This is a genomic window from Aquabacterium fontiphilum, assembly GCF_009909205.1.
In the GTDB taxonomy this organism is placed as follows: Bacteria; Pseudomonadota; Gammaproteobacteria; order Burkholderiales; family Burkholderiaceae_C; genus Aquabacterium; species Aquabacterium fontiphilum.
The window spans coordinates 253,936-278,824 of sequence record NZ_JAAAPN010000005.1 but is presented as its reverse complement, the minus strand read 5'-3'; the positions used below and the strand labels follow the sequence as shown (position 1 = coordinate 278,824).

The 24,889-nt window shown below is 67.1% G+C and carries 27 protein-coding genes; 13 read left to right on the top strand and 14 right to left on the bottom strand.

The annotated features are described in order from the left end of the window. The 5 genes from GTZ97_RS08100 to GTZ97_RS08080 form a co-directional block, all read left to right on the top strand. A partial coding sequence (locus GTZ97_RS08100; RefSeq protein ID WP_236650946.1) for a FlhC family transcriptional regulator occupies positions 1-149 on the top strand: 149 nt, incomplete at its 5' end. Positions 150-452: 303 nt separating this feature from the next. Then, positions 453-1,310: a flagellar motor stator protein MotA gene (motA, locus tag GTZ97_RS08095; protein WP_161650061.1), complete on the top strand. Its 858-nt coding sequence runs from the start codon at positions 453-455 to the stop codon at positions 1,308-1,310. A 25-nt stretch (positions 1,311-1,335) separates the two neighbouring features. After that, entirely contained in the window at positions 1,336-2,310 is a 975-nt protein-coding gene (motB, locus tag GTZ97_RS08090) for a flagellar motor protein MotB (RefSeq protein WP_161650060.1), read from the top strand. A gap of 54 nt (positions 2,311-2,364) precedes the next feature. After that, positions 2,365-2,763: a chemotaxis response regulator CheY gene (gene cheY / locus GTZ97_RS08085; protein WP_161650059.1), complete on the top strand. Its 399-nt coding sequence runs from the start codon at positions 2,365-2,367 to the stop codon at positions 2,761-2,763. A gap of 24 nt (positions 2,764-2,787) precedes the next feature. Beyond that, positions 2,788-3,447 (top strand): protein phosphatase CheZ, encoded by a 660-nt coding sequence (locus tag GTZ97_RS08080; protein WP_161650058.1) that lies wholly within the window; start codon positions 2,788-2,790, stop codon positions 3,445-3,447. A 9-nt stretch (positions 3,448-3,456) separates the two neighbouring features. On the opposite strand, the gene GTZ97_RS08075 is transcribed toward GTZ97_RS08080, so the two are convergent. Continuing rightward, positions 3,457-4,239 carry a LytR/AlgR family response regulator transcription factor gene (locus tag GTZ97_RS08075; RefSeq protein ID WP_161650057.1) on the bottom strand — a complete coding sequence of 261 codons (783 nt, stop codon included), beginning with the start codon at positions 4,237-4,239 and terminating at the stop codon, positions 3,457-3,459. 2 nt (positions 4,240-4,241) lie between these two features. Then, positions 4,242-5,414, bottom strand: coding sequence for a sensor histidine kinase (locus GTZ97_RS08070; RefSeq protein ID WP_201748205.1), 1,173 nt, complete (start codon positions 5,412-5,414; stop codon positions 4,242-4,244). Between the two features lie 43 nt (positions 5,415-5,457). Here GTZ97_RS08070 and argH point away from each other — a divergent pair, with 43 nt between their 5' ends. Further along, positions 5,458-6,873 (top strand): argininosuccinate lyase, encoded by a 1,416-nt coding sequence (argH, locus tag GTZ97_RS08065; protein ID WP_161650056.1) that lies wholly within the window; start codon positions 5,458-5,460, stop codon positions 6,871-6,873. 12 nt (positions 6,874-6,885) lie between these two features. On the opposite strand, the gene GTZ97_RS08060 is transcribed toward argH, so the two are convergent. Beyond that, positions 6,886-7,809 carry an esterase/lipase family protein gene (locus GTZ97_RS08060; RefSeq protein WP_201748204.1) on the bottom strand — a complete coding sequence of 308 codons (924 nt, stop codon included), beginning with the start codon at positions 7,807-7,809 and terminating at the stop codon, positions 6,886-6,888. 191 nt (positions 7,810-8,000) lie between these two features. Here GTZ97_RS08060 and GTZ97_RS08055 point away from each other — a divergent pair, with 191 nt between their 5' ends. Then, entirely contained in the window at positions 8,001-8,540 is a 540-nt protein-coding gene (locus GTZ97_RS08055) for a hemerythrin domain-containing protein (RefSeq protein ID WP_161650055.1), read from the top strand. 104 nt (positions 8,541-8,644) lie between these two features. On the opposite strand, the gene dxs is transcribed toward GTZ97_RS08055, so the two are convergent. The 3 genes from dxs to xseB are packed head-to-tail and all read right to left on the bottom strand — an operon-like array spanning position 8,645 to position 11,744. After that, positions 8,645-10,543: a 1-deoxy-D-xylulose-5-phosphate synthase gene (gene dxs, locus GTZ97_RS08050; RefSeq protein ID WP_161650054.1), complete on the bottom strand. Its 1,899-nt coding sequence runs from the start codon at positions 10,541-10,543 to the stop codon at positions 8,645-8,647. A gap of 32 nt (positions 10,544-10,575) precedes the next feature. After that, positions 10,576-11,502, bottom strand: coding sequence for a polyprenyl synthetase family protein (locus GTZ97_RS08045; protein ID WP_161650053.1), 927 nt, complete (start codon positions 11,500-11,502; stop codon positions 10,576-10,578). Beyond that, the gene (gene xseB / locus GTZ97_RS08040) at positions 11,499-11,744 is read right to left on the bottom strand and encodes an exodeoxyribonuclease VII small subunit (RefSeq protein ID WP_161650052.1); all 246 of its coding nucleotides are present in this window, start codon (positions 11,742-11,744) and stop codon (positions 11,499-11,501) included. The genes GTZ97_RS08045 and xseB overlap by 4 nt, the downstream gene beginning before the upstream one ends. A gap of 338 nt (positions 11,745-12,082) precedes the next feature. Between xseB and GTZ97_RS08035 the strand changes: the two genes are divergently transcribed. Then, entirely contained in the window at positions 12,083-13,207 is a 1,125-nt protein-coding gene (locus GTZ97_RS08035; protein ID WP_161650051.1) for an aromatic ring-hydroxylating oxygenase subunit alpha, read from the top strand. After that, a complete protein-coding gene (locus GTZ97_RS08030; RefSeq protein ID WP_236651082.1) occupies positions 13,204-14,124 on the top strand; it encodes a DMT family transporter in 921 nt (306 codons plus the stop codon). Before GTZ97_RS08035 ends, GTZ97_RS08030 begins: the two co-directional genes overlap by 4 nt. Before the next feature lie 6 nt (positions 14,125-14,130). Here the strand turns inward: GTZ97_RS08030 and GTZ97_RS08025 are convergent, their stop codons facing one another. Further along, a complete protein-coding gene (locus GTZ97_RS08025; protein ID WP_161650050.1) occupies positions 14,131-14,982 on the bottom strand; it encodes a ZIP family metal transporter in 852 nt (283 codons plus the stop codon). 149 nt (positions 14,983-15,131) lie between these two features. Between GTZ97_RS08025 and GTZ97_RS08020 the strand changes: the two genes are divergently transcribed. Continuing rightward, positions 15,132-16,601, top strand: a complete 1,470-nt coding sequence (locus tag GTZ97_RS08020) for a Ppx/GppA phosphatase family protein (protein ID WP_236651094.1) — start codon at positions 15,132-15,134, stop codon at positions 16,599-16,601. Here GTZ97_RS08020 and GTZ97_RS08015 read toward each other — a convergent pair. The 7 genes from GTZ97_RS08015 to ribD form a co-directional block, all read right to left on the bottom strand. Continuing rightward, on the bottom strand, positions 16,594-17,103 hold the full coding sequence (locus GTZ97_RS08015) for a TssQ family T6SS-associated lipoprotein (RefSeq protein WP_161650048.1): 510 nt from the start codon (positions 17,101-17,103) through the stop codon (positions 16,594-16,596). The genes GTZ97_RS08020 and GTZ97_RS08015 overlap by 8 nt on opposite strands. 10 nt (positions 17,104-17,113) lie before the next feature. After that, a complete protein-coding gene (locus tag GTZ97_RS08010; protein ID WP_330863577.1) occupies positions 17,114-18,628 on the bottom strand; it encodes a serine/threonine-protein kinase in 1,515 nt (504 codons plus the stop codon). 19 nt (positions 18,629-18,647) lie between these two features. Further along, positions 18,648-19,172, bottom strand: coding sequence for a transcription antitermination factor NusB (gene nusB / locus GTZ97_RS08005; RefSeq protein WP_407926735.1), 525 nt, complete (start codon positions 19,170-19,172; stop codon positions 18,648-18,650). Then, positions 19,169-19,633: a 6,7-dimethyl-8-ribityllumazine synthase gene (ribH, locus tag GTZ97_RS08000; protein ID WP_161650047.1), complete on the bottom strand. Its 465-nt coding sequence runs from the start codon at positions 19,631-19,633 to the stop codon at positions 19,169-19,171. Before ribH ends, nusB begins: the two co-directional genes overlap by 4 nt. Before the next feature lie 63 nt (positions 19,634-19,696). Beyond that, the gene (ribBA, locus tag GTZ97_RS07995; protein WP_161650046.1) at positions 19,697-20,812 is read right to left on the bottom strand and encodes a bifunctional 3,4-dihydroxy-2-butanone-4-phosphate synthase/GTP cyclohydrolase II; all 1,116 of its coding nucleotides are present in this window, start codon (positions 20,810-20,812) and stop codon (positions 19,697-19,699) included. Positions 20,813-20,896: 84 nt separating this feature from the next. Then, entirely contained in the window at positions 20,897-21,532 is a 636-nt protein-coding gene (locus tag GTZ97_RS07990; protein ID WP_161650045.1) for a riboflavin synthase, read from the bottom strand. Positions 21,533-21,561: 29 nt separating this feature from the next. Then, positions 21,562-22,698 carry a bifunctional diaminohydroxyphosphoribosylaminopyrimidine deaminase/5-amino-6-(5-phosphoribosylamino)uracil reductase RibD gene (ribD, locus tag GTZ97_RS07985; RefSeq protein WP_161650044.1) on the bottom strand — a complete coding sequence of 379 codons (1,137 nt, stop codon included), beginning with the start codon at positions 22,696-22,698 and terminating at the stop codon, positions 21,562-21,564. Positions 22,699-22,806: 108 nt separating this feature from the next. On the opposite strand from ribD, the gene GTZ97_RS07980 reads away from it, so the two are divergent. Genes GTZ97_RS07980 through GTZ97_RS07970 form a run of 3 tightly spaced genes read left to right on the top strand, consistent with a single transcriptional unit; the run spans position 22,807 to position 24,889 of the window. Beyond that, the gene (locus GTZ97_RS07980; protein ID WP_161650081.1) at positions 22,807-23,361 is read left to right on the top strand and encodes a GspH/FimT family pseudopilin; all 555 of its coding nucleotides are present in this window, start codon (positions 22,807-22,809) and stop codon (positions 23,359-23,361) included. An 11-nt stretch (positions 23,362-23,372) separates the two neighbouring features. Further along, on the top strand, positions 23,373-23,963 hold the full coding sequence (pilV, locus tag GTZ97_RS07975; protein WP_161650043.1) for a type IV pilus modification protein PilV: 591 nt from the start codon (positions 23,373-23,375) through the stop codon (positions 23,961-23,963). Further along, entirely contained in the window at positions 23,960-24,889 is a 930-nt protein-coding gene (locus GTZ97_RS07970; protein ID WP_161650080.1) for a PilW family protein, read from the top strand. The genes pilV and GTZ97_RS07970 overlap by 4 nt, the downstream gene beginning before the upstream one ends.

Below are 24,889 nucleotides of genomic sequence, written 5' to 3'. Positions count from 1 at the left end.
GCATGCTGACCATGACCAAGTGCAACAAGTGCGGCGGCCACTTCGTGACCCACCCGCACGAGATCGCCCGCCACTTCACCTGCGGCCTGTGCAACCCACCCGCCCGCGCCGGCAAGGGCAAGGCCGCCGGCGCCCTGCAGCTGCATTGATGCTTCTGCCGTGACAGGTTCACGGCTGCGCGCGCACTTTCTGCCTCACCTGTTTAAGTTGGCCGCTGCCGCGCCGAAGAAACAGGTGAACGCATCGAAAGACGCGTTCATGCTTGTCTCCTCCTAGCACGTGTGTGCTTTCTCAGGCGGACCCTGCCCGGGTCCGCTTTTTTCTGGGGCAGCGTTTTGCACCAGGCGGAAAGCGGCGCGAAATAAGCAGGCAAGCGTGGCGTTGTTCACAGCATCGATCCAGCGGTGCTGGTCGAAGATGCGAACAAGCTTGGCTCGTCCTTCTGAAACACCATGTTCCCCATCATTGGCTACGTCGTTTGCTTCGGCTGCATCTTCGGCGCCTACATCATTCACGGCGGCAACATGCAGGTGATCATCGCTGCGCTGCCGACCGAGCTGATGGCCATTCTGGGTGGTGCACTGGGCGCCTTCGTGGTGACCAACCAGCCCAAGGTGCTCAAAGCCACGGGGGCCGCACTGGGTGGCTGCTTCAAGGGCTCGAAGTACACCAAGGATCGTTACATGGAACTGATGGCCATGCTCTACGAGATCCTTCAAAAGGTGCGCAAGGAAGGGCTGATGTCCATTGAAAAGGACGTCGAAGATCCGCACAACTCGGCCTTGTTTCAGAAGTATCCCAATGTCGGCCACGACCACCATGTGGTCGAGTTCATCACGGACTACCTGCGGATGATGGTCTCGGGCAACCTCAACGCCCACGAGATCGAGACGCTGATGGACAACGAGATCGACACCCACCACCACGAAGGCCATGCGCCCTGCGCGGCCGTGGCCCGTCTGGCCGGCGCGCTGCCCGCGTTCGGCATCGTGGCCGCCGTGCTGGGGGTGGTCAACACCATGGGCTCGGTGGGCCAGCCCCCTGCCGTGCTGGGCGGCATGATCGCCTCGGCCCTGGTGGGCACCTTTCTGGGCATTCTGCTGGCCTACGGCGCAGTGGAGCCGCTGGCCGGCCTGATGGAGCAAAAGCTCGACGAAGGCACCAAGGAGTTCCAGGCCGTCAAGACCGTGCTGCTGGCCAGCATGCAGGGCTACGCGCCGCAGGTGGCCATCGAGTTCGGCCGCAAGGTGCTGTACTCGACCGAGCGCCCGACGTTTGCCGAGCTTGAAGCCCACGTGAAGAAGAAGTAAGCAGGCAGGCGAACCAGGAACCACCATGGCAGGCGACTCCAAGAAGGTCCAGCCGATCATCATCAAGCGCATCAAGAAGGGCGGCCATGCCGCTCACGGTGGTGCGTGGAAGATCGCCTATGCCGACTTCGTGACGGCCATGATGGCCTTCTTCCTGCTGATGTGGCTGCTGGGCTCGACCACCGAAGGCGACAAGAAAGGCATCGAGGACTACTTCAACAGCCCGCTGAAGGTGGCGCTCATGGGCGGATCGGGTTCGGGCGATGCCACCTCCATCATCAAAGGGGGCGGCACCAGCCTGACGGAGTCCGTCGGCCAAGCCAAGAAGGGACGATCCGAGACCGCCGAAGAGAAGCTGCGCAAGAAGGCCATCCGAGCCGAACAGCTGCGCGCCGAGGCCGAGCGCCTGCGCGTGTTGATGCAGAAGGTGCAGGAGGTGATCGCCAACGACGACCGCCTGGCCAAGTTCCAGTCTCAGATCCGCCTGGACCTGACCGCAGAAGGCCTGCGCATCCAGATCGTCGACGACCAGAGCCGGCCCATGTTCGACAGTGGCTCGGACGTGGTCAACCTGTACGTGCGCGACATCCTTCGAGCGATCGGCAGCGTGCTGCGAGAGGTTCCCAACCGGCTGACCATCGAAGGCCATACCGACGCCCGCCCTTTCGTTGGCGGCGAGGCCGGCTACAGCAACTGGGAGCTCTCGGCCGACCGCGCCAATGCCTCGCGCCGGGAACTGATTGCTGGCGGCTTGCCCGGCGAGCGCGTGCTGCGGGTTCAGGGCCTGGCCGCCTCCATGCCGTTCGACTGGCAAGATCCCATGAGCCCGCTGAACCGGCGCATCAGCATCATCGTGATGAACCGCGACGCAGAAGACCGCTTTTATGACACCGCCAAGGCGGAAGCCGGCGTGAGCGACGACGAGGCCGATGAGGCCCCGACAGCCTCACCCCAGGCCACACCGCAGGCGCCCTTAAGACCCGCCGAGCTTGGTCGATAACGGACCAACAGGAGCCTGGCACGCGCAGTGCCACCATTGACAGAAGGACGCGTCATGAGCAACCCCGTTGACATGAAATTTCTCATCGTGGACGACTTTTCCACCATGCGCCGGATCGTCCGGGGCCTGCTGAAGGAGATCGGCTACAACAATGCCGAAGAGGCCGAAGACGGGGCGGTGGCGCTGAACATGCTGAAGAACGGCAAGTTCGACTTCGTGGTCAGCGACATCAACATGCCCAACATGAATGGCTTCGAGCTGCTCAAGGCCATCAAGGCTGACGACGCCCTCAAGCATCTGCCCGTGCTCATGGTCACGGCAGAAGCGCGCAAGGAAGACATCGTGCTGGCGGCCCAATCGGGCGCGGCTGGCTACATCGTCAAGCCCTTCACCAAGGCCACCTTGGAAGAGAAGGTGCAGAAGATCATGCAGAAGATCACTGCCGCGGCATGAACACACCATCAAACAGGGACCACCATGACAGTCGACCTGCCAGACAACATGAGCATGCCGGCGGCCTCGCCGGAAATCTTCCAGCAGCTGGGCGTGCTCACCCGGCAGTTGCATGACACCCTGAACATGCTGGGCGTGCTGCCCGGCCTGAAGCACACAGTCGATGACCTGCCGGACGCGCGCAGCAGACTGAACTACATCGCCACCAAGACAGCTGACGCCGCCGAGAAGGTGCTCAATCTGGTGGACACCGCCAAGGCAGAGCAGGAACACATCGCTGCCGAAACCCGCAAGCTGGCCGAGCTGATCACCGCCGACCCGGTCAAGGCCGTGGCCAGCGGTGCGGTCTACAACTTTGTGCAGGATGTCGAAGCCACCACGCACCGCGTGGACGGGCACCTGACCGACATCATGATGGCCCAGGACTTCCACGACCTCACCGGCCAAGTGGTGGCCAAGGTGGTGACCCTGGCCAATGATCTCGAAACCCAGTTGCTGAAGCTGTTGGTTCAGGCCGCGCCGCCTGAGCAGGCCCACAAGGTGGAGGCAGCCCTGACCGCCCATCCGACCTTCGACCCCGAGAACCCGACGCTGGAAGGCCCGGTGGTGAGCCACGATGGCCGCACCGACGTGGTCGCCAACCAGAGCGAGGTCGACGACCTGCTGGCCAGCCTGGGCTTCTGACACCGCGGCTCACGCCGCCGTGACGGCCATGGCCTCGCGCACGGCCCCGACCTGCCGACGCGAGACCTGCAGCCACTCCTGGGTCGGTGCCACCAGCACGGCCCAGCCCTCGCCGCCATCCTCCTCGTCCGGCCGGCGCTCCAGCGCGCGCATGGCCTGGCGCGCGACCAAGGCATTGCGGTGAACCCGCACAAACCGTTCGCCCACCCGCTGCTCCAGCTCGGTCAGCGACTCATCCAGCGTCAGGCTGCGATCGGGGGTGCGCAGGCTCACCACCTTCTGCTCGGCCTTGAAATAGAGGATGTCGGACAGCGGAATCCGCTCGAGCCGGTCGCGGGTTCGCACAACAAAGACCTCGCCGTCCGCTGCGGCCTCTCCTCGCCCGGCGGCGCGCATGCCTCGCGCCGCACACCAATCGCGCGCCTTGCCCAGGGCCGCTTCCAGACGCTCGACGCGCACCGGCTTGGTCAGGTAGTCCACCGCGGCCAGTTCGAACGCCCTGAGCGCGTGCTCGGGATGGGCCGTGACGAACACCACCGCCGGCGGGCGCACCATGTCTCGCAGCCGAGCCGCCAGCACCATCCCGTCCAGCCCTGGCATCTGGATGTCCAGCAGCAAGACGTCGGCAGCGTCTACGCCCAGATCGCGCTCCTTGAGCGCCATGAGCGCCGTGACCGGCTCGCCATACTCACCCACCACACGGTTGGGCAGAGTCATGCCATTGAGTAAGGCCTTCAGGCGCATGCGCGCCAGCGGCTCGTCGTCGACCAGGGCCACACGCAAGGGCTCCATGCTCACGCTCCTGCAGCCCGGTTCATGGGCTGATACGGGAAAGACAGATTGACGATGAACACCGGCGGCTGCGGACCATGTGCGTGGCGCTGCAGTCCCGCCTGGAACACGGCCTCGACATCGTGCATCAACACCAGACGCTGGCGGACGTTGCGCAAGGCCATGCCGTGACCTGGTCGTGCGCCAGATTGGCTGACGTCCGCCACCGAGTTGCGAATGTCAACTTCCACCTTGCCGCCATCCCGCCGGGCCCGCACCACGATCCAGCCGCCCTTTGGATCAGGTTCGACACCGTGTCGCACGGCGTTCTCGACCAAGGGCTGCAGCAGCAGGGCCGGTACCTGCGCGTCCTGCACGTCCGCATCGATCTCCCAGCGCACGGTGAGGCGCTCGCCAAAGCGAAGCTGCTCGATGTCCAGATAGCGACGCGCCAGGTCCACCTCCTCACCCAACGTGGTGCGCGCGGCAGGCGACAACAGCGCCTGACGAAACAGCTCGGCCAGGTCCTCCAGCACGCGCTCGGCGCGCTGCGGGTCGACCTGCACGAGGGCGATGGCGGTATTGAGGGTGTTGAACAGAAAGTGTGGCCGGATGCGGGCCTGCAGTTCGTCCAGGCGCGCCGACACATGGGCTGGCAGCTCACTGCGGGCCCGCTGCCGCAACCAGTACAGGCCCACGGCCCCCAGCGTGCCGCCGGCCGTCGCGGGGCCCACCAGGGTCCACGCCGCCCATGTCGCAGTCAGACCGCCCCCCTCGACGGCCATGAACAGCCAGTTGGCCTGCCACTGCCCCAGCCCGCCACACATCGCACCCAGCAACACGGCCGCCCCCCACTGCACCCACGGCGACTGCCGATCCACCCACGGACGCAGCGCACAGGCCAACAGCAGCCACAACAGGCTCGCGGGCAGGGACACCAGAGACGCCTGGGCCCAGCGGGCCAGGGCATCGGCGGGGCCGCTTGCGACAAACAGGCTGCCCAGACCCGTGACCCCCTGCACGCCCAGCACCACCCGCAGCACCACCCCGACGTGGCAGACATCGAACGCCGAGGGCAATGCAGGCCGCGCACCCCCACTCGCCAAGGGGATTGAACCGAACTGCGTGGACGCCCCCCACAGCGACGCATCGCTGCCGGACGGCACATCGGAACGGGCAGGCTCTTTAGAATGCATGGTTTGCACATTCTGCGTGAAGCACGCGCCACCGGATCGCCCCATGAGCAACAACCAACTCGACAAGAAGTCCCAGGCCTGGTCGGCCCTGTTTTCCGAGCCCATGAGCGAGCTGGTCAAGCGCTACACCGCCAGCGTCTTCTTCGACAAGCGCCTATGGCGGGCCGACATCCAGGGCTCGCTGGCCCACGCCGACATGCTGTGCGCCCAGGGCCTCATCAGCGCAGACGATCTGGCCGCCATCCAGAAAGGCATGGCCCAGATCACGCAAGAGATCGAATCGGGCGCCTTCGAGTGGAAGCTCGACCTGGAAGACGTGCACCTGAACATCGAGGCCCGCCTGACCCAGCTCGTGGGCGATGCCGGCAAGCGTCTGCACACCGGCCGCTCGCGCAACGACCAGGTCGCCACCGACGTGCGCCTGTGGCTACGCGGCGAGATCGATGAGATCGGTGTGCTGCTGACGGAGCTGCAAAAGGCCCTCGTGGATGTGGCCGAGCAGAACGCCGACGTGATCCTGCCTGGCTTCACCCACCTGCAGGTGGCCCAGCCGGTGGCCTTCGGCCATCACCTGCTGGCCTATGTGGAGATGTTCGCCCGCGACGCCGAACGCATGACCGACCTGCGCCGCCGCGTGAATCGCCTGCCGCTGGGCTCGGCCGCACTGGCCGGCACCAGCTACCCGCTCGACCGCGAACGCGTCGCCCGCACACTGGGCTTCGAGGCGGTGTGCCAGAACAGCCTGGACGGGGTCTCGGACCGCGACTTCGCCATCGAATTCACCGCCGCCGCCTCGCTCTTGATGGTGCACATCTCGCGCCTGAGTGAAGAACTGATCCTGTGGATGAGCCAGAGCTTCGGCTTCATCGACCTGGCTGACCGCTTCTGCACGGGCTCGTCCATCATGCCGCAGAAGAAGAACCCCGATGTGCCCGAACTGGCGCGCGGCAAGACGGGTCGCGTGGTCGGCCACCTGATGGGCCTGATCACCCTGATGAAGGGCCAACCCCTGGCCTACAACAAGGACAACCAGGAAGACAAGGAGCCGCTGTTCGACACGGTCGACACCTTGAAGGACACGCTGCGCATCTTCGCCGAGATGGCCGCCGGCATCACCGTCAAGCCCGAAGCCATGGAGCGCGCCGCCAAGAAAGGCTACGCCACCGCCACCGACCTGGCCGACTACCTGGTCAAGAAGGGTCTGCCCTTCCGTGATGCCCACGAAGTGGTGGCCCACGCCGTGAAGGACGCGATCGCCGCTGGCGTGGACCTGTCAGAGCTGCCGCTGGACAAGCTCAAGGCCTACAACCCGGCCATCGAACAGGATGTGTACGAGGTGCTGAGCCTGCGTGGCTCGCTCAACGCCCGCAACATCCTGGGCGGCACCGCGCCCGAACAGGTGCGAGCGCAAGTGGCGCGGCACCGCCAGCGCCTGGGCGACGGCAAGACCCAACCCTGATCGGGACGAGGCTCAGAGGCCCAGGCTCTTGAGCCGGTTGGCCTGCTGCACGTAGAACGCCACCGGGTCAGGTGCGCCCTTGCCGATCAGCCCGAAGAACTGATTGACGCCATCAAAGTGGTTCCAGGGATAGTCGTCGCGCAGCACGCGGCCCCAGCGCGCGGCGCACACCGGCACCAGGCCATCACTGGGCGCGGCCCCCTCCTTGAAGATCAGGTCAGACGGGTCCCAGGCGTTCGTCTTGGCCACGTTACCAGCCACTGAGTAGTAGCGCACCCCATTGGAGGCCAGCTCGGCCCCCTGTCCGCACGGGGTGGTCGGCATTCCAGCCGGCCACTGTGCATTGAAAGACGCCGTGTCAGTGGCCCAGGCCTGCAGTGCCGCGGGATCCTGGGGCAGTGACCCGTTGCCGGAAAGCCAGTCGATGACCTTTCCCAGGGTGGCAAACAGACCAGGCCGGGACGACAGCAAGGACAGGATGGAGTCTGGCTCGGTGGCGTCAATCACATTGGGCGACTGCACCAAGGTCACGCTGGCCACCAGCGCTGGCGCCACACCGGCGGCATAACGGGCGGTGGGGCCGCCCTGGCTGTGTCCCACCAGGTTGAACTTGGTGTAACCATGGGCCGCCTGCCACTCGCGCAGTTGCTTGAGCAGTTGCTCGCCACGGGCGTTGTTGTCGTTCACTGCGGACACCTTGGCCACCAGCACAGTGGCCCCCGAGCGGCGCAAGGCAGCCGGAATGTTGTACCAGTAGTCCAGGCCGAGGATGTTGTCCCATCCCATCAGTCCGTGTACCAGCACGATGGGGTGGCGTGTCCGGGCTTCGGTGCCGGTGGGCACGCCCGCGGCTTGCACAGCGCCCCCGCCGCCAACCGCCCACAGGAGCGTGGCGATGACCAGGACACGGCGCTTCAAAGCGGAGAGTTGACGCACGGGGCACCTCCTTGGTGATGCAAGACACGAATCGCGCCGAATCTAGGCCCTTGAGCCCGGCCCAGCATCGGGGATTACCTACGCTTGCGACTGAACAAGGCGCATCGTGCGACACCTCCACGCCGGCCGTCAGACACCAGACCTTGAGGCAACGCAAGGTGCTTCAGAGGTGTCCCGGCTACGCTGCGTCCATGCCTGAAGTTGCCTCCTCTGTACACACCGCCCCGGTGCCTCCCGGCCTGGTGTGGTCTGACGCCCTCAGCCTGTCCATGCCCGTCATGGACCAGACCCACGTCGAGTTTGTCGACCTGCTGGCCGCCGTGCAGCAAGCGGAGGACGCCGACCTGGTCGACCGCTGGCAGGCCTTGATCGACCACACTCAGGCGCACTTCGACCAGGAAGACCGCTGGATGCTGGACACAGGCTTTGCACCCGGCAGCTGCCACATGACGCAGCACGCCGTGGTGTTGAAGGTCTTGCGAGAAGGGCTGGCATCGGGCCAGCAAGGGCAGCTGCAGCCCATTCGGCAGATGGCCCATGAGCTGACATTGTGGTTCCCGCATCACGCCCAGAACATGGATGCCGGGCTGGCATTGCACCTCAAGAGCGTCGGCTACGACCCGCTCACACGCGCCGTGGCCCAGCCCGAGGCGCTGCCCCAAGAGGCCATCAGCGGTTGCGGTGGCGCTTGCAGTTCCCAGCCGGCCGAGGCCCAGCCCGCCGCAGTCTGATCAGACGGCACGCCACGTTGCCGTCGCCGCTTTCGCTGTCGTCTGTGTAAGAAGAATGGGAGACGCGGCGCGGGCATCGCGTGCCCGGCCTTGCGTCATCGGCCTCAGGCGGTCGCCGCCAGCCGGTGACGGATGGCCTGCTCGATGCCGGCCGCGTCCAGCCCACACAGGCCCAGCAGCTTGGCAGGGTCGCCATGTTCGATGAACTGGTCCGGCAAGCCCAGCATCAGCGTCGGGATGCTCAGCCCGGCCACGGCCAGCGCCTCGGCCACGGCCGCGCCCGCGCCACCCTGGGTGCACCCCTCTTCCACCGTCACCAGCAGGTCGTGCGACGCGGCCAGCTGCTTGACCAGATCCACATCCAGCGGCTTGACGAAACGCATGTTGGCCACGGTGGCGTCCAGCCCCTCGGCGGCCTGCAGGGCCGGATACAACAGCGTGCCAAAAGCCAGGATGGCCACACGCTGACCGGCGGCGCGTGCCTCGCTGCCCTGGCGGCGGATCTCGCCCTTGCCCCAGGGCATGGGCTGCAGATCGGCAGGCACCGCGACGCCGGCGCCCGTGCCGCGCGGGTAGCGCACGGCCACCGGGTGGCTCTGGGCGTAGGCGGCGCTGAGCGCCTGGCGCGTCTCGGCCTCGTCGGCCGGCGTCAGCATGCTCACGTTCGGGATGCAGCGCACAAAGGCAATGTCAAATGCGCCCATGTGCGTGGCGCCATCCGCGCCCACGATGCCCGCACGGTCGAGCGCGAACACCACCGGCAGGTTCTGGATGGCCACGTCGTGGATCAGCTGGTCATACGCCCGCTGCAGAAAGGTCGAGTAGATCGCCACGACCGGCTTGAGCCCTTCACACGCGAGGCCCGCCGCAAAGGTCACGGCGTGCTGCTCGGCGATGCCCACATCGAAGTAACGCCCAGGAAACTTCTGGTGAAACTCCACCATGCCCGAGCCCTCGCGCATGGCCGGCGTGATGCCCACCAGACGCGGGTCGGCTGCCGCCATGTCGCACAGCCAGCGCCCGAACACCTGCGTGAACGTGGGCTTGGGCGGGGTGTCGGTCGGCGCGGGCTTCTGCAGGCCCACGGCCGGGTCGAACTTGCCCGGCCCGTGGTAGGCGATGGGGTCGGCCTCGGCCAGCTTGTAGCCGTAGCCCTTCTTGGTCACCACGTGCAGGAACTGCGGCCCGCTGGCCTGCTTGAGGTTCTCGAGTGTGGGGATCAGGCTATCGAGGTCGTGGCCATCGATGGGGCCTACATAGTTGAAGCCGAACTCCTCGAAGATGGTGCCGGGCACGACCATGCCCTTGGCATGCTCTTCCAGTCGCTTGGCCAGCTCAAACAGCGGCGGTGCGTTGCGCAAGACCTGCTTGGCGCTCTCGCGCGCGCTCATGTAGAAGCGCCCCGACATCAGGCGGGCCAGATAACGGTTGAGCGCGCCGACAGGCGGCGAGATCGACATGTCGTTGTCGTTGAGCACCACCAGCAGGTCGGGCATCTTGCCCGCATGGGGCACACCCGCGTTGTTGAGCGCCTCGAATGCCATGCCAGCGGTCATCGCACCATCGCCGATGATGGCCACCGCCTTGCGCGATTCGCCGCGTAGCTGCGCGCCCAGCGCCATGCCCAGCGCGGCCGAGATCGAGGTCGACGAATGGGCCGTCCCAAAGGTGTCGTATTCGCTTTCATCGCGGCGGGGAAAACCGCTCATGCCGCCGAACTGGCGCAGCGTCGCCATGCGATCACGCCGCCCGGTCAGGATCTTGTGCGGGTAGGTCTGGTGGCCCACGTCCCACACCAGGCGGTCTTCCGGGGTGTTGAACACGTGGTGCAGCGCAATCGTCAGCTCCACCGTGCCAAGGTTGGACGACAGGTGCCCGCCGGTGCGCGACACGCTGTGCAGCAGGTAGTCACGCAACTCGACGGCGAGTTGCTTGAGCTCGGACCGGGACAGGTGCCGGAGGTCGGCCGGCTTGTCGATCCTGGACAGCAGCGGGTGGCTCATCGGTACATCCTTGGGTGTATGGTCATGGGGCATCAGTGGTCGCGGTGCACGATGCGCTCGGCCAGGGCGCGCAACCAGGTGGTGGCCGTGGGCGGCAAGCCGCTACGGTCCAGCGCAGCCAGGGCTTCGCCCAGCAGGCGAGCCGCCTCGCGACGGGCACCGTCCAGTCCCAGCAGGGCGACATAGGTCGGCTTGTTGGCATCGGCATCCTTGCCTGCCGTCTTGCCAAGCTTGTCTGATGCCTGCGTTTCGTCCAGCACGTCATCGACAATCTGAAAGGCCAGGCCCATGGCGTGACCGTAGGCTGTCAGTGCCTGCCAGATCGCGCCCTCGGGCGCACCGCCGCCGCAGGCCGCGCCCATCTGAACGCTGGCGCGCAGCAAGGCGCCCGTCTTGCGCTGGTGCATGTCGCGCAGGGTGGCTTCGTTGAGCGCCTGGCCCACGCTGGCCAGGTCGATGGCCTGCCCACCGGCCATGCCGGCTTGCCCGGAGGCGCGCGCCAGCAGGCGCACCAGACGTGCCTGCAACACGGGCGACACACCAGCGCCCTCACCCTCATCGGGCGTCAGCACCTCGAAGGCCAGAGCCTGCATGGCGTCGCCCGCCAGCATCGCCTGGGCCTCCCCGAAAGCCACGTGTACCGTCGGCTTGCCCCGGCGCAACACATCGTTGTCCATGCACGGCATGTCGTCATGCACCAGCGAATAAGCATGGATCAACTCCACTGCACACGCCGCGCGCAACGCCGCCTCGCGGCCCGCCGGCGTCGCGCGGGCGCCCACAGCCTCCGCCGCGGCCTGTACCAGCAGGGCGCGCAAGCGTTTACCACCATCGAGCACACCATAGCGCATGGCGTCGCCCAGGCCGGCAGGCGCCGCAGCGGGCACCCAAGCATCAAGCGCGGTTTCGACCTCAGCCAGCGTGCGAGTCGTCCAGGCCAGGAAGGCGTCGGTGTTCATGCCTCGTCCCAGCGCTTGAGCTGCCCGTCTTCCAGCAGTTTGACCTGCTGCTCCACCGCTTCCAGCCGGGTGCGGCAGAACTGCAGCAACTGGGCGCCCCGCGCATAGCTGGTCGACAGCTGGTCCAGCGGCAACGCACCCGACTCCATGCGACCGACGAGCTGCTCCAGCTCGGCCAGGGCCTCTTCGTAGGTCGCGGGCAAAGCCGGCGTGTTGGTGTCGGGTTTGGCTGAACGGGCCATGCGGTGCTGCCGGGGGAGGAGGAGGGAGGGGGAAAAGGGCAAACGCGTATTCTATTTCGAGGCACGCACCCCGCCCCCGCGCCCCGGTTCTACCCGCGACGCCCTTCGGGGGGATTCGCCCACGACATTGACCTTGCGCAGTGGGGCGGCATCCCCCCGGGGTTTCCCGAGCGGCTACAATTTCGGGCTCTTTGGCAGGCCTGCTGTGTCTGTCGGAGCGCCACGCCCCCCGGCTTCCGCGAGACGTCGGATTCGGGGAATTCAGCCCTTGCGCGCCGCGTGCGCCATGCTCGCCACGCAAGGGGGGTTGACATTGGTTTTTGGAGATCCTGGGGATCATGTCCGACCTGAGTAACGCACTCAACGCCCTTCATCGCAGCCGTACGCAGCTGCCCGTGTCCGTCTACTTCGACGAGTCGCTTTACAAAGAGGAGCTTGAGCGCATCTTTCAGTCCGGTCCCCGCTACCTCGGTCACGCCCTGAGCGTGCCCGAGGTGGGCGATTACTACGCGCTGCCGCAGGAAAAGGAAGGCCGTGTGCTCGTGCGCACGAAAGACGGCATCGAGCTGATCTCCAATGTCTGTCGCCACCGCCAGGCCATCATGCTCAAGGGCCGCGGCAACACCAAGCACAACATCGTCTGCCCCTTGCACCGCTGGACGTACTCCCATCAGGGTGAACTGATCGGCGCGCCGCACTTCGACCATGACCCCTGCCTGAACCTGAACAACTACAAGGTTCGCAACTGGAACGGGCTGCTGTTCGAAGACAACGGACGCGACATCGCGGCTGACCTGGCGGGCATCGATGCGCGCTTCAAGCCGGGCGGCGACCTCGACTTCAGTGGCTACGTGCTGGACCACGTCGAGCTGCACGAGTGCCACTACAACTGGAAGACCTTCATCGAGGTCTATCTGGAGGACTACCACGTCGGCCCCTTCCACCCCGGTCTGGGCAACTTCGTGACCTGCGACGACCTGCGCTGGGACATGGCCGACCAGTACTCCGTCCAGACGGTGGGCGTGGCCAAGAGCTTCGACAAGCCGGGCTCCGACGTCTACAAGAAGTGGCGCGAGGTCTTGATGAACTACCGCGGCGGCGAAAAACCGTCGCAGGGCGCGGTGTGGCTCACCTACTACCCCACGATGATGGTGGAGTGGTACCCGCACGTGCTGGTGGTGTCCAACATGTACCCGCAAGGGCCGCAGAAGACGCTCAACGTGGTGGAGTTCTACTACCCCGAAGAGATCGCCGCCTTCGAGCGCGAGTTCGTCGAAGCCCAGCGTGCCGCCTACATGGAGACCTGCATCGAGGACGACGAGATCGCCGAGCGTATGGATGCGGGCCGCCGCGCCCTGATGCTGCGCGGTGACAACGAAATCGGCCCCTATCAGAGCCCGATGGAAGACGGCATGCAGCACTTCCACGAGTGGTACCGCCGCGTGATGGCCTTCAAGGATTGACGGGCCGCGCACGCACCTCGCCGGCCCTGCTGATGGTGCTGGCCACGCTGCTGTTCGCAGCCATGGGGGTGTGCGTCAAGCTGGCCTCGCGCGAGGTCTCGACCGCCGAGGTCGTGTTCTTTCGCGGGCTGGTGGGTGTGGTGGTGGTCGGCGCCATGGCGGGATGGCGCGGCCTGCCCCTGCGCAGCGCCGTGCCGATGCTGCATTTCTGGCGCGGGTTCGCGGGCGTGGTGGCGCTGAGCCTGTGGTTCTATGCCATCGCCAAGCTGCCGTTGGGCACCGCTGTGACCTTCAACTACACCTCATCGGTCTGGATGGCGGTGTTCTTCGTGCTGCAGACGGCCTGGCTGCGCTGGCGCGGTCAGGCCAGCACCCCTGTGCCTGGCCCGCTGCTGCTGGCGATCGCCGTGGGCTTCGCGGGGGTGGCGCTGGTGCTGCGCCCCACGCTTGAGGCCGACCAGTGGCGTGAAGGCTTGATGGGCATGGCCTCGGGCATGCTGGCGGCCTGGGCCTATGTGCAGGTGATGCAACTGGGCCGCCTGGGCGAACCCGAGTACCGCGTGGTCTTCTACTTCTCGTTGTTCGGCACGGTGGCAGGCCTGCTCATCAGCGCCGGCATGACGGCTTCGGGCCTGAAGGCCTGGAGCCAGCCCAGCACGTGGGGCTGGGTGTGGCTGATCGGCCTGGGCGTGTTCGCCACGCTGGCGCAGTTGCTGATGACCCGGGCTTATGCCGAAGGCGAGCCGCTGGCCATGGCCAGCCTGCAGTACCTGGGCATCGCACACGCCTTCGTGCTGGGCATCCTGCTCTTTGATGACCCGATCGACGCAGCCGGCATCATCGGCACCGTCCTGATCGTGGCAGCCGGCGTCGCGGCCACCCGCTTCCGACGGGCATCGCCCACGGCACCGCGCTGACCTGCGTCAACGCGGCACAGGGGCACTGGCGGGCGCCTCGCGGTGGGCAGCGGCCGGCTCGGCATGGTCGTGGTCATGGGCGTGATCGTGCCCATGACCGCCCACCAGCAACGCGATCACCCCGAGGCCGGCAGCCAGCCAGGCCACCTGCGCAAAGGTGTCCTTCATGCTCAACCGTTTCTGCAGCTGGGGGATCAGGTCGGCCACGGCCACGTAGACAAAGCTGCTGGCTGCAACCACCATGAGGTAGGGCAGCAGGTCGTTCCACGGACCCAACAGGAAGTAGCCCAGCACGCCCCCCACCACGGCGGCCATGCCGGACAGCAGGTTGAACAGCAGCGCCTTGGCCTTGCTGAAGCCGGCGTTGATGAGCACGATGTAATCGCCGACCTCTTGTGGGATCTCATGGGCGATGATGGCCGCCGCGGTGAACACACCCACTTCCACGTCGACCAGGAAGGCGGCCGCGATCAGCACACCGTCACAGAAGTTGTGGATGCTGTCGCCCACCAGCACGCTCCAGCCGCCGCGCCCGGCCTGCTCGGCGTCGAAGCCGTGATGGTGGTGGTGATCGTCATGCTCGTGGTGGTGACCGTGCCGATACAACTCGGCCTTTTCCAGCAGAAAGAAGAACAGCAGGCCGCCCAGCAAGGTCAGGAACAGCGCATGGGGCGACACATTGGACTCGAATGCCTCGGGCAGGACATGCAGCAAGGCTGTTCCCAGCAAGACCCCGGTCGAGAGGCTGACCAGGTGACGCACCAGCACCGCCAGCATCGGTGCCGTCAGTGCCGCCGCGAGCAGCACCGAGGCCGCGCCGCCGACAAAGGTGGCGGCGAGAATATAGGAAAGGGTCATGCGTTGATCTTAGCAATGCTGTCAACGGCAGGGCGCAAGACAAACAGCGAGACAATAGGCGCATGGACAAACCGCTGACACCCAAGCCAAGCAAGACCCAGGCCGCTCTGTCGGGCAGCCGATTCCCACACCTGCTGGCGGCCATCGACATGGGCTCCAACAGCTTCCGCCTGGAGATTGCCGAACTGAGCCGCGGGCGCTACAAGCGGGTTGACTACCTCAAGGAAACCGTACGCCTGGGTGGTGGCCTCGACGTGCACGGCCTGCTGACCGAAGAAGCCACCCAGCGCGGTCTGGCCTGCTTGGCGCGCTTCGCGCAACGGCTCAAAGGCTTTGCCGCGTGGCAGGTTCGGGCCGTGGCCACGCAAACCCTGCGTGAAGCCCGTAACCGCGATGCCTTCCTCGCGCGCGCCAACCGCGTGCTGGGCCACCCGATCGAAGTGGTGTCCGGCCGCGAAGAGGCGCGGCTGATCTTCCAGGGCGTCTCACGGTTGCAACCCAGCGACCTCCCCCGACTGGTGATCGACATCGGCGGGCGCTCGACCGAGATGATCCTCGGGCAAGGTCGCCAGGCGCATCAGGCCGAATCCTTCGGCGTGGGGTCGGTCAGCCTGTCGCTGCAGCATTTCCCTGGCGGGCGCTTCACCGCCACCGGCTTTCGCGCGGCCCAAATCGCCGCAGGCGCCGAGTTCGAAGAAGCCTTGGGCACCTTCGACCGCGCCTTGTGGCAGGAAGCGCTGGGCTCGTCGGGCACAGTCGGCGCAGTCTCGCAAATCCTCGCGGCCAGCGGCGTGACCGACGGCACCATCACGGCCGAAGCGCTGCGCTGGTGCATCGAGCGCTGCATCGAAGCCGGCAGCATGGAAGACCTGCAGCTGCCCGGCCTCAAACCCGACCGCAAGGCCGTGCTCGGTGGCGGCTTGTCGATTCTCTACACCCTGCTGCAGCACTTCCGCATCGAGGCGCTGCGCCCGGCCAAGGGCGCATTGCGCCAGGGCGTGATCTTCGACCTCGAAGAGCGCCTGGACGCCGTGCGCAACCACCGGCTGCCCGATCCGCGCGACCTGTCGGTGCGCGAACTGCAGTCGCGCTTTCGGGTGGATGCCGCACAGGCCGACCGCGTGCGCCAGCGCGCCCTGCTGCTGTGGCACAGCCTGGCCCATCCGCAGGCGCGACCGGATGGCGAAGATGCCCGCGAGCTGGGTTGGGCGGCCGCCCTACACGAGATCGGCATGATGGTCTCGCACCACGACCACCATCGCCACAGCGCCTACCTGCTCGGCCATGTGGACGCGCCTGGCTTCTCGCAGTCGCAACTGCGTCAGTTGGCGGTGCTGGTGCTGGGGCAACGTGGCGAACTCACCAAGCTGGTGGAACACCTGGGCGACGATGCCCTGATGAGCCAGGTGCTGTGCCTGCGGCTGGCCATCATCCTGCACCACGCGCGCATTGCCTTGCCGGCACGTGCCACGGCATTGCAGCGCCAGCGCGGTCGGGTGGTGCTGTCGCTGTCACGCCGGTGGGCGCAGGAGCACCCCCGCACGCTGCACCTGCTCGATGAAGAGTGCCGACGCTGGCTGGCTCAAGCCAACCGCCGCATCGAGGTTCAGCTCACTTGATGCCCAGCGCGCGGCGGTAGGTCCGACCCCACATGGGGTGGCCAGCCTCAGCCTTGCTGAGCCGGAAGGCCGGATCAGCGCGCCGCGCCGAGCGGAACGACTCGGCGCACAGCGCCTGACGCTCGCTGGTGCAGTAAATGAAGGCCAGGTGCTTGTGGGCGTTGGCCTGATCGGCGGGCGCGCTCAGGCCGGCGCGCACGGCGATGCGCAACTGCGCCTCAGCCAGCGCATATTTGCCATCCTGATACGCCTTCAGTCCCTGGGCCAGTGCTGTCTCGGCAGCGGCGCCAGCAGGCCGGGCAGCCGGCGCACCCTGCGGGGCTGGCGGCGTGGCCGGAGCGGGCGGCGTCGCAGCCGGTGCGGCCGAAACCACCGGGGCAGGCTGCTTGGGCGGCTCCGACGCACCCGGGCGAGGCCGCAGGCTGCCACAGGCGACGAGCGCCAGACTCATGCCCATCAGCGCGAGCACCCGAAACACAGGACGAAAAAAGCGAAGGTTCATGGGCAGGACATCAGAAACGGTGTTGCACGCGCAGCGTCTCGCCCGCGCGCACGGTCAGTGTGACACGGTGGTCGGGCGACTCGCCATTGCGGACGACCAGCTCATGTTGCCCAGCGGGCAGACTCAGCTGGGTCAGCGGCGGGGTGACGCCCCGGAAGCTGCCATTGACCCAGATTTCACCCCAGGGGCTGACGGCCAGGCGCACCTCGCCCGCGCCGGTCGCTGGCGCGTCCTGAGCCTCATCAGACGCCGCCTCGATTTCTTCGGACGCTGCGCCAGCCACCACAGCAGCAGCAGGCGCCGACGCCGCAGACGGCAAGCTGGCGGGCAAGGCGCCGGCCGGTGACGCGGCAGCCGCCGGACTGGCCACATCGGCCAGTGGCACATCAGGACGCTGCCCCAGCCAGGCCCAGAGCACGCCGCCCAGCGCCATGGCCCAGCCCGCACCGGCCAGCCAGCTCAGGCTGCGCCGCATGCGCGCCTCGCGGGCTGGCACCTCGGCGGGCGCGGTCGCGGCGCGTCGGGCGTCATCCTGCGTGACCAGCCAGGCGCGCAGCTCCTGCGCCAGCCGCCGTGCCGAGCGGATGCGCTGGGCCGGGTCGCGGTGCATGGCTCGGGTCACGATGTCCGACAAGGACGGCGGCACGGCCACGTTGAGCTGGTGCACCGGTGGCACTTCGCTGCGCAGCACCGCGTCGGCAATGGCCTCGAGGCTGTCGCCCGAGAAAGCCCGCTTGCCCGCCAGCAGCTCATACAGCAGCACGCCCAGCGCATACACGTCGACACGGGCGTCGACTTGCTCACGCCGCACCTGCTCTGGTGCCATGTAATAGGGCGATCCCCCCACGACTTCCTGCAGGCGGCTCTCCGGATCGTCCCGGGCGCCCAGACCTTCGGCCTGGCGAATGCGCGCGATACCGAAATCAAGAATGCACGGCTGCGTACGGCCCGTCATGAAGACGTTGGCCGGCTTGATGTCGCGGTGGACCACGCCCTTGTGGTGGGCGTAGGCCAGTGCATCGGCCAGCCGTCGGACGATGAGCGCCGCCTGAGACGGTGTGGGGCGCCATCCCATGGCCAGCAACTGGCGCAGGTCCTTGCCCTTGAGCAGCGCCATCGCGATGTAGGCGCCGTGCTCGCTCACGCCTGCGTCGTGCACCGTCACGATGTGCGGGTGGCTCAGCCCCGCCACCGCCCGCGCCTCGTTGAGGAACATCGCATTGAACGCGGGCAGATCGGCCTGCGGCAGGTCGACATGCAGGGTCTTGATCGCGATCAGCCGCGACAGCACCGGGTCATAGGCCGCATACACCGTGCCCAGGCCGCCTTCGCCGATCACGTACTTCAGATCGTAGCGACCGATCTGGCCAATGGTGGGCAGATCCTTGGGCGCCGCGCGCGGCCCGGATTCTGGCAGTTCGGCCAGCGGCAGGGGCTGGGTGTCCAGCGTCACATCCAGCTCGTCACCATGCGCCCCCCCACCGGCAGGCGGTGCAGTCGGAGGCAGTGGTGGGGTCGTGCTCACGGTCGGCGTGGCTGCCCGTTCAGCGGCGGGCGGAGCGTGCGGCGGCCACTTCCTGCGGCCGCATTTCCGGCGCGAGGTGATCCAGCACGCCATTGACGTACTTGTGGCCGTCCGTGCCGCCGAAGCCCTTGGCCAACTCGACCGCCTCGTTGATGGCCACCTTGTAGGGTACATCCAGGCAGTGCTTCAGCTCGTATGCACCGATCCACAGCACGGCATGCTCCACCGGCGAGAGCTCTTCGACGGGCCGATCCAGAAAACGGGTCAGCGCGGCGTCGAGCTGGGCGGCCTGGTCGATGCAACCGTGCAGCAGCGCATCGTAGTGGCCCCGGTCACAACGGGCGAAATCGTCCTGCTCGCGCACGTGGGCGTCGATTGCCCCCGTGTCGCGCGGATTGAGCTGCCATTCGTACAGGCCCTGCAGCGCGAACTCGCGCGCACGGCGACGCGCCGACTTGGCGCGGTCACGCTGGCCGGCAGGCGCCTGCTTGCGGGCAGGACGGCCTTGCAACGGTCCGGAGGTCGGGTGGGATGGCTCGCTCACAGCAGGTCTTCCAGCAGATTGGCCATCTCGACCGCGACGCGGGCGGCATCGCGCCCCTTTTCGTCGACACGGGCCCAGGCCTGTTCTTCGTTCTCGACCGTCAGGATGGCATTGGCCACCGGCACATGGTGATCTAGGCTCACGCGGGTCACGCCGGCGCCGCTTTCGTTGGCCACCAGCTCGAAGTGATAGGTCTCGCCGCGGATGATGCAGCCCAGGGCGATCAGGGCGTCGAAGCGCTCGCTGTCGGCCATGGCCTGCAGCGCCACAGGCACCTCCAGCGCGCCCGGCACGGTGACGTGCTCGATGTGCTTGCGCACCACGCCCATCTGCACCAGCTCGTCGATGCAGTTTTCGGCCAGCTTGCCGGTGATGGCGTCGTTGAAACGCGCCTGGACGATGCCGATGTGCAGGTCCTTGCCGTCGAGGCGACCCGCTTGTCCTTTGTCAGCGCCTTGCATGTGAAATGATTCCGAAAGAGCGAAGGATTGAAGAGAAAGAGCAAAAAATGCAAATCGCGGTGCTCAGGGCGTCGGGGCGAGTGTCTGCCCGTCGGCCGTCAGGAAACCGGTGACTTCCAGCCCGAACCCTACCATGGACGGCAGGCGTTGCTGATTGCCCATCAGGCGCATGCGCTGCACACCCAGCGAGCGCAGGATTTGAGCGCCCACGCCGTAGGTGCGCAGGTCGGCCGGCGCCTTGGGCGCGGCCGTGGGGCCGGCGGGCAGCAGGCGGTCGAGCAGGCGCTCGGCATCGTCGCCCACGTTGAGCAGCACGATCACACCCCGGCCCGCCTCGCGCACCGAAGCCAGCGCCTTGGGCAGCGGCCAGGAGTGGCTGCGCGTGCCGGCGTCCAGCCAGTCGAGCACCGAAAACGGCTCGTGCACCCGCACCAGCACCTCGTCGTCGCGGCCCCACTGGCCCAGGCTCAGGGCCAGGTGCAGCGCGCCGGTGCGGTCCTTGAACACGGTGGCGTCGAACTCGCCCTCGGGCGTGACCATGGGGCGGCGGCCCTGCCGCTCGATGAGCGACTCGTTGCGGCTGCGGTACTGAATCAGGTCGGCAATGGTGCCGATCTTCAGACCGTGTTCACGCGCGAACACCTCGAGATCCGGCAGGCGGGCCATGGTGCCATCGTCGTTCATGATCTCGCAAATCACCGACGCGGGCGTCAGACCGGCCATGGCCGACAGGTCGCACCCGGCTTCGGTGTGGCCAGCGCGCATGAGCACGCCGCCGTCTTGCGCCTGCAGCGGGAAGATGTGGCCAGGCTGAACCAGATCGGTCGGTTTGGCATGACGTGCCACGGCGGCCTGCACGGTGCGCGCCCGGTCGGCGGCGGAAATGCCGGTGGTCACGCCTTCGGTGGCCTCGATGGACACCGTGAACGCCGTGCCGTGCTTGGTGCCGTTGCGCACGACCATGGGCGGCAGCTTGAGCTGCTCGCAGCGCTCGCGGGTCAGTGTGAGGCAGATCAGGCCACGACCGTACTTGGCCATGAAGTTGATGGCCTCGGGCGTGACGTGGTCGGCCGCCAGGACGAGATCGCCTTCGTTTTCGCGGTCTTCTTCATCCACGAGGATGACCATGCGACCGGCGGCAAGCTCGGCAATCAGTTCAGGAATGGGAGAAATCGGCATCCTGCCATTGTAGGCGCGCGCTGCCTGCCGCGACGGGGGCACGCGCCGGAGACCCGGCAGGATTGCCGGGCAGGATGACCAAGCTCAGCCCGCCAGCCGGCCGTCCGCGCTCAGCATGCGCTCCACATACCGGGCGATCAGGTCGATCTCGAGGTTCACGCGCGCACCGGCCTTCAGGTCGCCCAGCGTGGTGTGCTGCAGGGTGTGCGGGATCAGGTTGATGCTGAACTCGGTGTGGCCCTCGGGCGCATCCACCACGTTGTTGACCGTCAGGCTCACGCCATTGATGGTGACCGAGCCCTTGTAGGCCAGGAAACGGGCCAGTTCGCGCGGCGCACGCACGCGCAGCAGCCACGACTCGCCCACCGGCTCGAACGCGCTGACCTCGCCCACACCGTCGACGTGGCCCGTCACGATGTGGCCCCCCAGCCGCTCGTGTGCAGCCAGCGCTTTCTCGAGGTTGACGCGACCCAGGCCATCGAGGCCCACGGTGCGCGCCAGGCTTTCGGCCGAGACGTCAAAGGTGAACCGGCCTGCGGCCTTGTCCAGCGTGGTGACGGTCATGCAGGCGCCGTTGATGGCGATGCTGTCGCCCAGGCCCACATCGGCCAGGTAATCTGGCGTGACCTGGACGGTCAGTCGCCGGCCGTGTGTGGGCTGATCGCCCAGGGCTTGCGTCTCGGTGATCTGGCCCAGGCCAGAAATGATGCCGGTGAACATGTGGATTCCAGAAGGCAAAAAGTACAAACTCAGAAATCAGCTCGCCCTGGCGGCCGCAGCCGCAGGCGAAGGTCCGGCCCCACCTGCACGGCCTCGTGCAGATTCAGCCGCACGGCCTGGTCCAGCGACGCCAGTGCAGGCAGCTCGGCCAGCCCGCGTCCGGGACCGATCAGGCAAGGCGCAAGATACATCAGGTACTCGTCGACCCAGCCGCCTGTGATGAACGCCGCATTCAGTTCGCCGCCGGCTTCCAGATGCAATTCGTTGACACCGCGCCGGGCCAGATCGGCCAGCACCGCGGTGAGATCCACGCGGGCGCCCGATGTGTCAGCCGGCACGACGATGGCCTGCGCGCGTTCGCCCAGGGACGCCTGCGCCGCCTCGGTCGCAGGATCGGCAAGACCGTACAGCCAGGTCTCGCCGGGCGGCACAAGCAAACGGGCACCAGGTGGCGTGCGCCAGCGGCTGTCCAGCACCACCCGCACCGGCTGGCGCGCGACCGGGATGGCCCGCACGTCCAACCGAGGGTCGTCGGCCAACACCGTGCCCACGCCGGTCAGCACCGCGCCCGCCCGCGCCCGCCATCGATGGCCGTCGGCTCGCGCCGCCTCGCCGGTGATCCACTGGCTCTGACCATTGTGCAGCGCGGTGCGGCCATCCAGCGAGGTCGCCACCTTGAGCCGGACCCACGGTCGCTGCCGCACCATGCGCGACAGGAAACCGATGTTCAGTTCGCGCGCGCCCTGGGCCACAGGATGATCCGGCGCCAGCACATCCACCACGATGCCCGCCGAGCGCAAGCGCGCCACGCCCTGCCCGCCCACCAGCGGGTTGGGGTCGCCCAGGGCAATGGTGACGCGCGCCACACCCGCACGCACCAGCGCATCGGCGCACGGCGGCGTGCGCCCATGGTGGGCACAGGGCTCCAGCGTCACGTGGGCCGTGGCCCCGATGGTGGATTCGCCCCGGGCCTCAGCGTCGCGCAAGGCCATCACCTCGGCGTGCGGACCGCCGGCCTGTTGCGTGTGGCCCTCACCGATCACGCGGCCGTCTGCCGCGGTGAGCACGCAGCCCACCCTCGGGTTGGGCTCGGACAAGCCCACCGCAGCCTGGGCCAGATCCAGCGCGTGTTGCAGGAATGCAGCGTCGACAGGGGTAATGGGCATGGCGACATTGTCCCCCCTTTCGGGGACGCATGACCGTTCGTCGCCCAAGGACAGCCGCTCGTCTCCGCCGTTGCACCCGCTTACACGCAGGCAGACCACACTGCGCGCATGAAAACAAAGACTTCGACACAGCGGGGAGTGACGCTGGTCGAGCTGATGATCACGCTGGCCGTGCTGGCCATCGCGTTGTCATTGGCCGCACCGGCAATGGGGCGCTTTCTCGAGCAGCAGGCCACGCAGAGCGCCATCGAGCGGTTCACTGGCGACTTGCGTTTTGCGCGCAGCGAGGCGCTCAAGCGCGGCCAGGCTGTCAGCCTGTGCGTCGTGGGCACGCCCGGGGCAAACGGGCCGACCTGCGCCGCACGCGCCGGCAACCGTGGCTTCGCATCGGGTTGGCTGGTCTTTGCAGACTTCAACGCCAACGGCGTACGGGACACCGGTGAAACCGTGTTGCGCGAGCAAGAGGCCGCAGGCAGCCTGGTCACCAGCCTGCTGGACGCAGGCAACCAGCGCTTCATCACCTTCCAGAGCACAGGCGTGGTCCACGGCGGCCAAGGTCGCCTCACGCTGACGCCAGGCAGCGGCAACGCTCATCAGCGCACGCTGTGCATGAACCTGATCGGCCGCGTCGCCATCAGGCCGGCCGGCACGAACAACTGCTGAGGTGCCCGCTCATGTCTCTACCTGTTTATCACCGGGGCGCCACCATGATTGAGCTGCTGGTGTCCTTTCTGATCGTGTCATTCGGTCTGCTGGCGCTTCTGGCGCTGCAGAACAACGCGATCAAGTTCAACAAGACCACTGAACTGCGCGCGCAGGCCACGCTGCTGGCCACCGACCTGGGCGAACGCATGCGCGCCAACGCGAGCGCAGCCACGCTGGGCCTGTACAACCGCCAGACGCCGTACGAGGCCATGACGGCACAGCCAGCGTACACACCCTGCCATGCGTCCGGCACACAGCCCTGCGCCACGCCCGACGCCATGGCCGCACAAGACCTCTCAGAGTGGCGCCGGCTGCTTTATCAGAGTCTGCCCCAGGCTGACGCGTACATCCAGGTCGACAGCGCGAGCGGCCTGGCGGACGTCTGGATCGCTTGGCGCGATCCGGCTGGCAGCGGCGAAGCCGTCGGCAACACCAGCAACGACACGCGTGAGTGTCCTGCCGCCTTCGTCCCGGATTCGGCGCCCGGCGTGCAAGCCACGTCGGAACGCCCACGCTGCGCGTACTTCAGCATCGCCATCGCCGCAGGAAGCGCGTCATGACACGCGATTGCACCCTTTACAGTCGCCGACACGCGCGCGGCCTGACTCTGGTGGAGTTGATGGTGGCCCTCACCCTCGGGCTGGTGGTCGTGGGCGTCGTGCTGGCCAATTACCTCAGTGCCCGGCAGGCTCAGCGCACCAGCGTGGCGCTCAGCCGCATGACCGAAGATGCGAGCGCAGCCTTCAGCGTGATGCGACGCTACGTGTCCATGGCGGGCTACAGCACCGTGGACAACGCGACGGAGACGGGGCTCAGCCGCGCGTTTGCCGGTCGAGCCGTCTTCGGCTGCAGCCATGGCTTTGCCAACCCGCTGGCGCGCGATATCTCTGGCCTGAGCTGTACCGCTTCCAACGGCACAGAACGCCCCGATGCGCTGGCCGTGGTCTACCAGGCCACGCTCGCGAACTCCTTGCCAGGGCGTCGGCCCGGCGGGCCACAGGAGCCCACCGACCTGATGGGCCAGGTCCTTCATGCTTCCACGACCCCACCCTATCTTGCGCAGGCGCGCTTTCTGGTCATCAACAACGGTCTGCACATTGCCGGTAACGGCGGCACAACGACGCCGCCTGCTGCTGGCGCCAACCTGCCCGCCGCTGGCGAGTTGCTGGGGAACGTTGCCGACATGCGTATTTGGTTCGGCCTGAGCGGCGTCAACGGGAACGGCCGGCCCGACCAGATCGTCAACCGCTACGTTGAAGCCGCCAACATCGGCGCGGTCACCCAGGCCGACTGGCGCACGGTGACGGCCGTGCGCGTGTGCCTGCTGATGGTCAGTGCAGAGCCGGTGTTCGACGCGCCAACCCCCTACTACCCCTGTCAGGCGGCCACCAGTACGACAGCAACCAACACGGTCACACCGGGTGATCGCCGGCTCTACCGCGCCTATACCTCCACGATCCACCTGCCCAACCGGCTGGGAGGCTGA

Coding starts and splice junctions, on each gene's coding strand:
- motA (WP_161650061.1), top strand. CDS start 453: ATGTTCCCCATCATTGGCTACGTCGTTTGCTTCGGCTGCATCTTCGGC.
- motB (WP_161650060.1), top strand. CDS start 1,336: ATGGCAGGCGACTCCAAGAAGGTCCAGCCGATCATCATCAAGCGCATC.
- cheY (WP_161650059.1), top strand. CDS start 2,365: ATGAGCAACCCCGTTGACATGAAATTTCTCATCGTGGACGACTTTTCC.
- GTZ97_RS08080 (WP_161650058.1), top strand. CDS start 2,788: ATGACAGTCGACCTGCCAGACAACATGAGCATGCCGGCGGCCTCGCCG.
- GTZ97_RS08075 (WP_161650057.1), bottom strand. CDS start 4,239: ATGGAGCCCTTGCGTGTGGCCCTGGTCGACGACGAGCCGCTGGCGCGC.
- GTZ97_RS08070 (WP_201748205.1), bottom strand. CDS start 5,414: ATGCATTCTAAAGAGCCTGCCCGTTCCGATGTGCCGTCCGGCAGCGAT.
- argH (WP_161650056.1), top strand. CDS start 5,458: ATGAGCAACAACCAACTCGACAAGAAGTCCCAGGCCTGGTCGGCCCTG.
- GTZ97_RS08055 (WP_161650055.1), top strand. CDS start 8,001: ATGCCTGAAGTTGCCTCCTCTGTACACACCGCCCCGGTGCCTCCCGGC.
- dxs (WP_161650054.1), bottom strand. CDS start 10,543: ATGAGCCACCCGCTGCTGTCCAGGATCGACAAGCCGGCCGACCTCCGG.
- GTZ97_RS08045 (WP_161650053.1), bottom strand. CDS start 11,502: ATGAACACCGACGCCTTCCTGGCCTGGACGACTCGCACGCTGGCTGAG.
- xseB (WP_161650052.1), bottom strand. CDS start 11,744: ATGGCCCGTTCAGCCAAACCCGACACCAACACGCCGGCTTTGCCCGCG.
- GTZ97_RS08035 (WP_161650051.1), top strand. CDS start 12,083: ATGTCCGACCTGAGTAACGCACTCAACGCCCTTCATCGCAGCCGTACG.
- GTZ97_RS08025 (WP_161650050.1), bottom strand. CDS start 14,982: ATGACCCTTTCCTATATTCTCGCCGCCACCTTTGTCGGCGGCGCGGCC.
- GTZ97_RS08020 (WP_236651094.1), top strand. CDS start 15,132: ATGGGCTCCAACAGCTTCCGCCTGGAGATTGCCGAACTGAGCCGCGGG.
- GTZ97_RS08015 (WP_161650048.1), bottom strand. CDS start 17,103: ATGAACCTTCGCTTTTTTCGTCCTGTGTTTCGGGTGCTCGCGCTGATG.
- ribH (WP_161650047.1), bottom strand. CDS start 19,633: ATGCAAGGCGCTGACAAAGGACAAGCGGGTCGCCTCGACGGCAAGGAC.
- ribBA (WP_161650046.1), bottom strand. CDS start 20,812: ATGCCGATTTCTCCCATTCCTGAACTGATTGCCGAGCTTGCCGCCGGT.
- GTZ97_RS07990 (WP_161650045.1), bottom strand. CDS start 21,532: ATGTTCACCGGCATCATTTCTGGCCTGGGCCAGATCACCGAGACGCAA.
- ribD (WP_161650044.1), bottom strand. CDS start 22,698: ATGCCCATTACCCCTGTCGACGCTGCATTCCTGCAACACGCGCTGGAT.
- GTZ97_RS07980 (WP_161650081.1), top strand. CDS start 22,807: ATGAAAACAAAGACTTCGACACAGCGGGGAGTGACGCTGGTCGAGCTG.
- pilV (WP_161650043.1), top strand. CDS start 23,373: ATGTCTCTACCTGTTTATCACCGGGGCGCCACCATGATTGAGCTGCTG.
- GTZ97_RS07970 (WP_161650080.1), top strand. CDS start 23,960: ATGACACGCGATTGCACCCTTTACAGTCGCCGACACGCGCGCGGCCTG.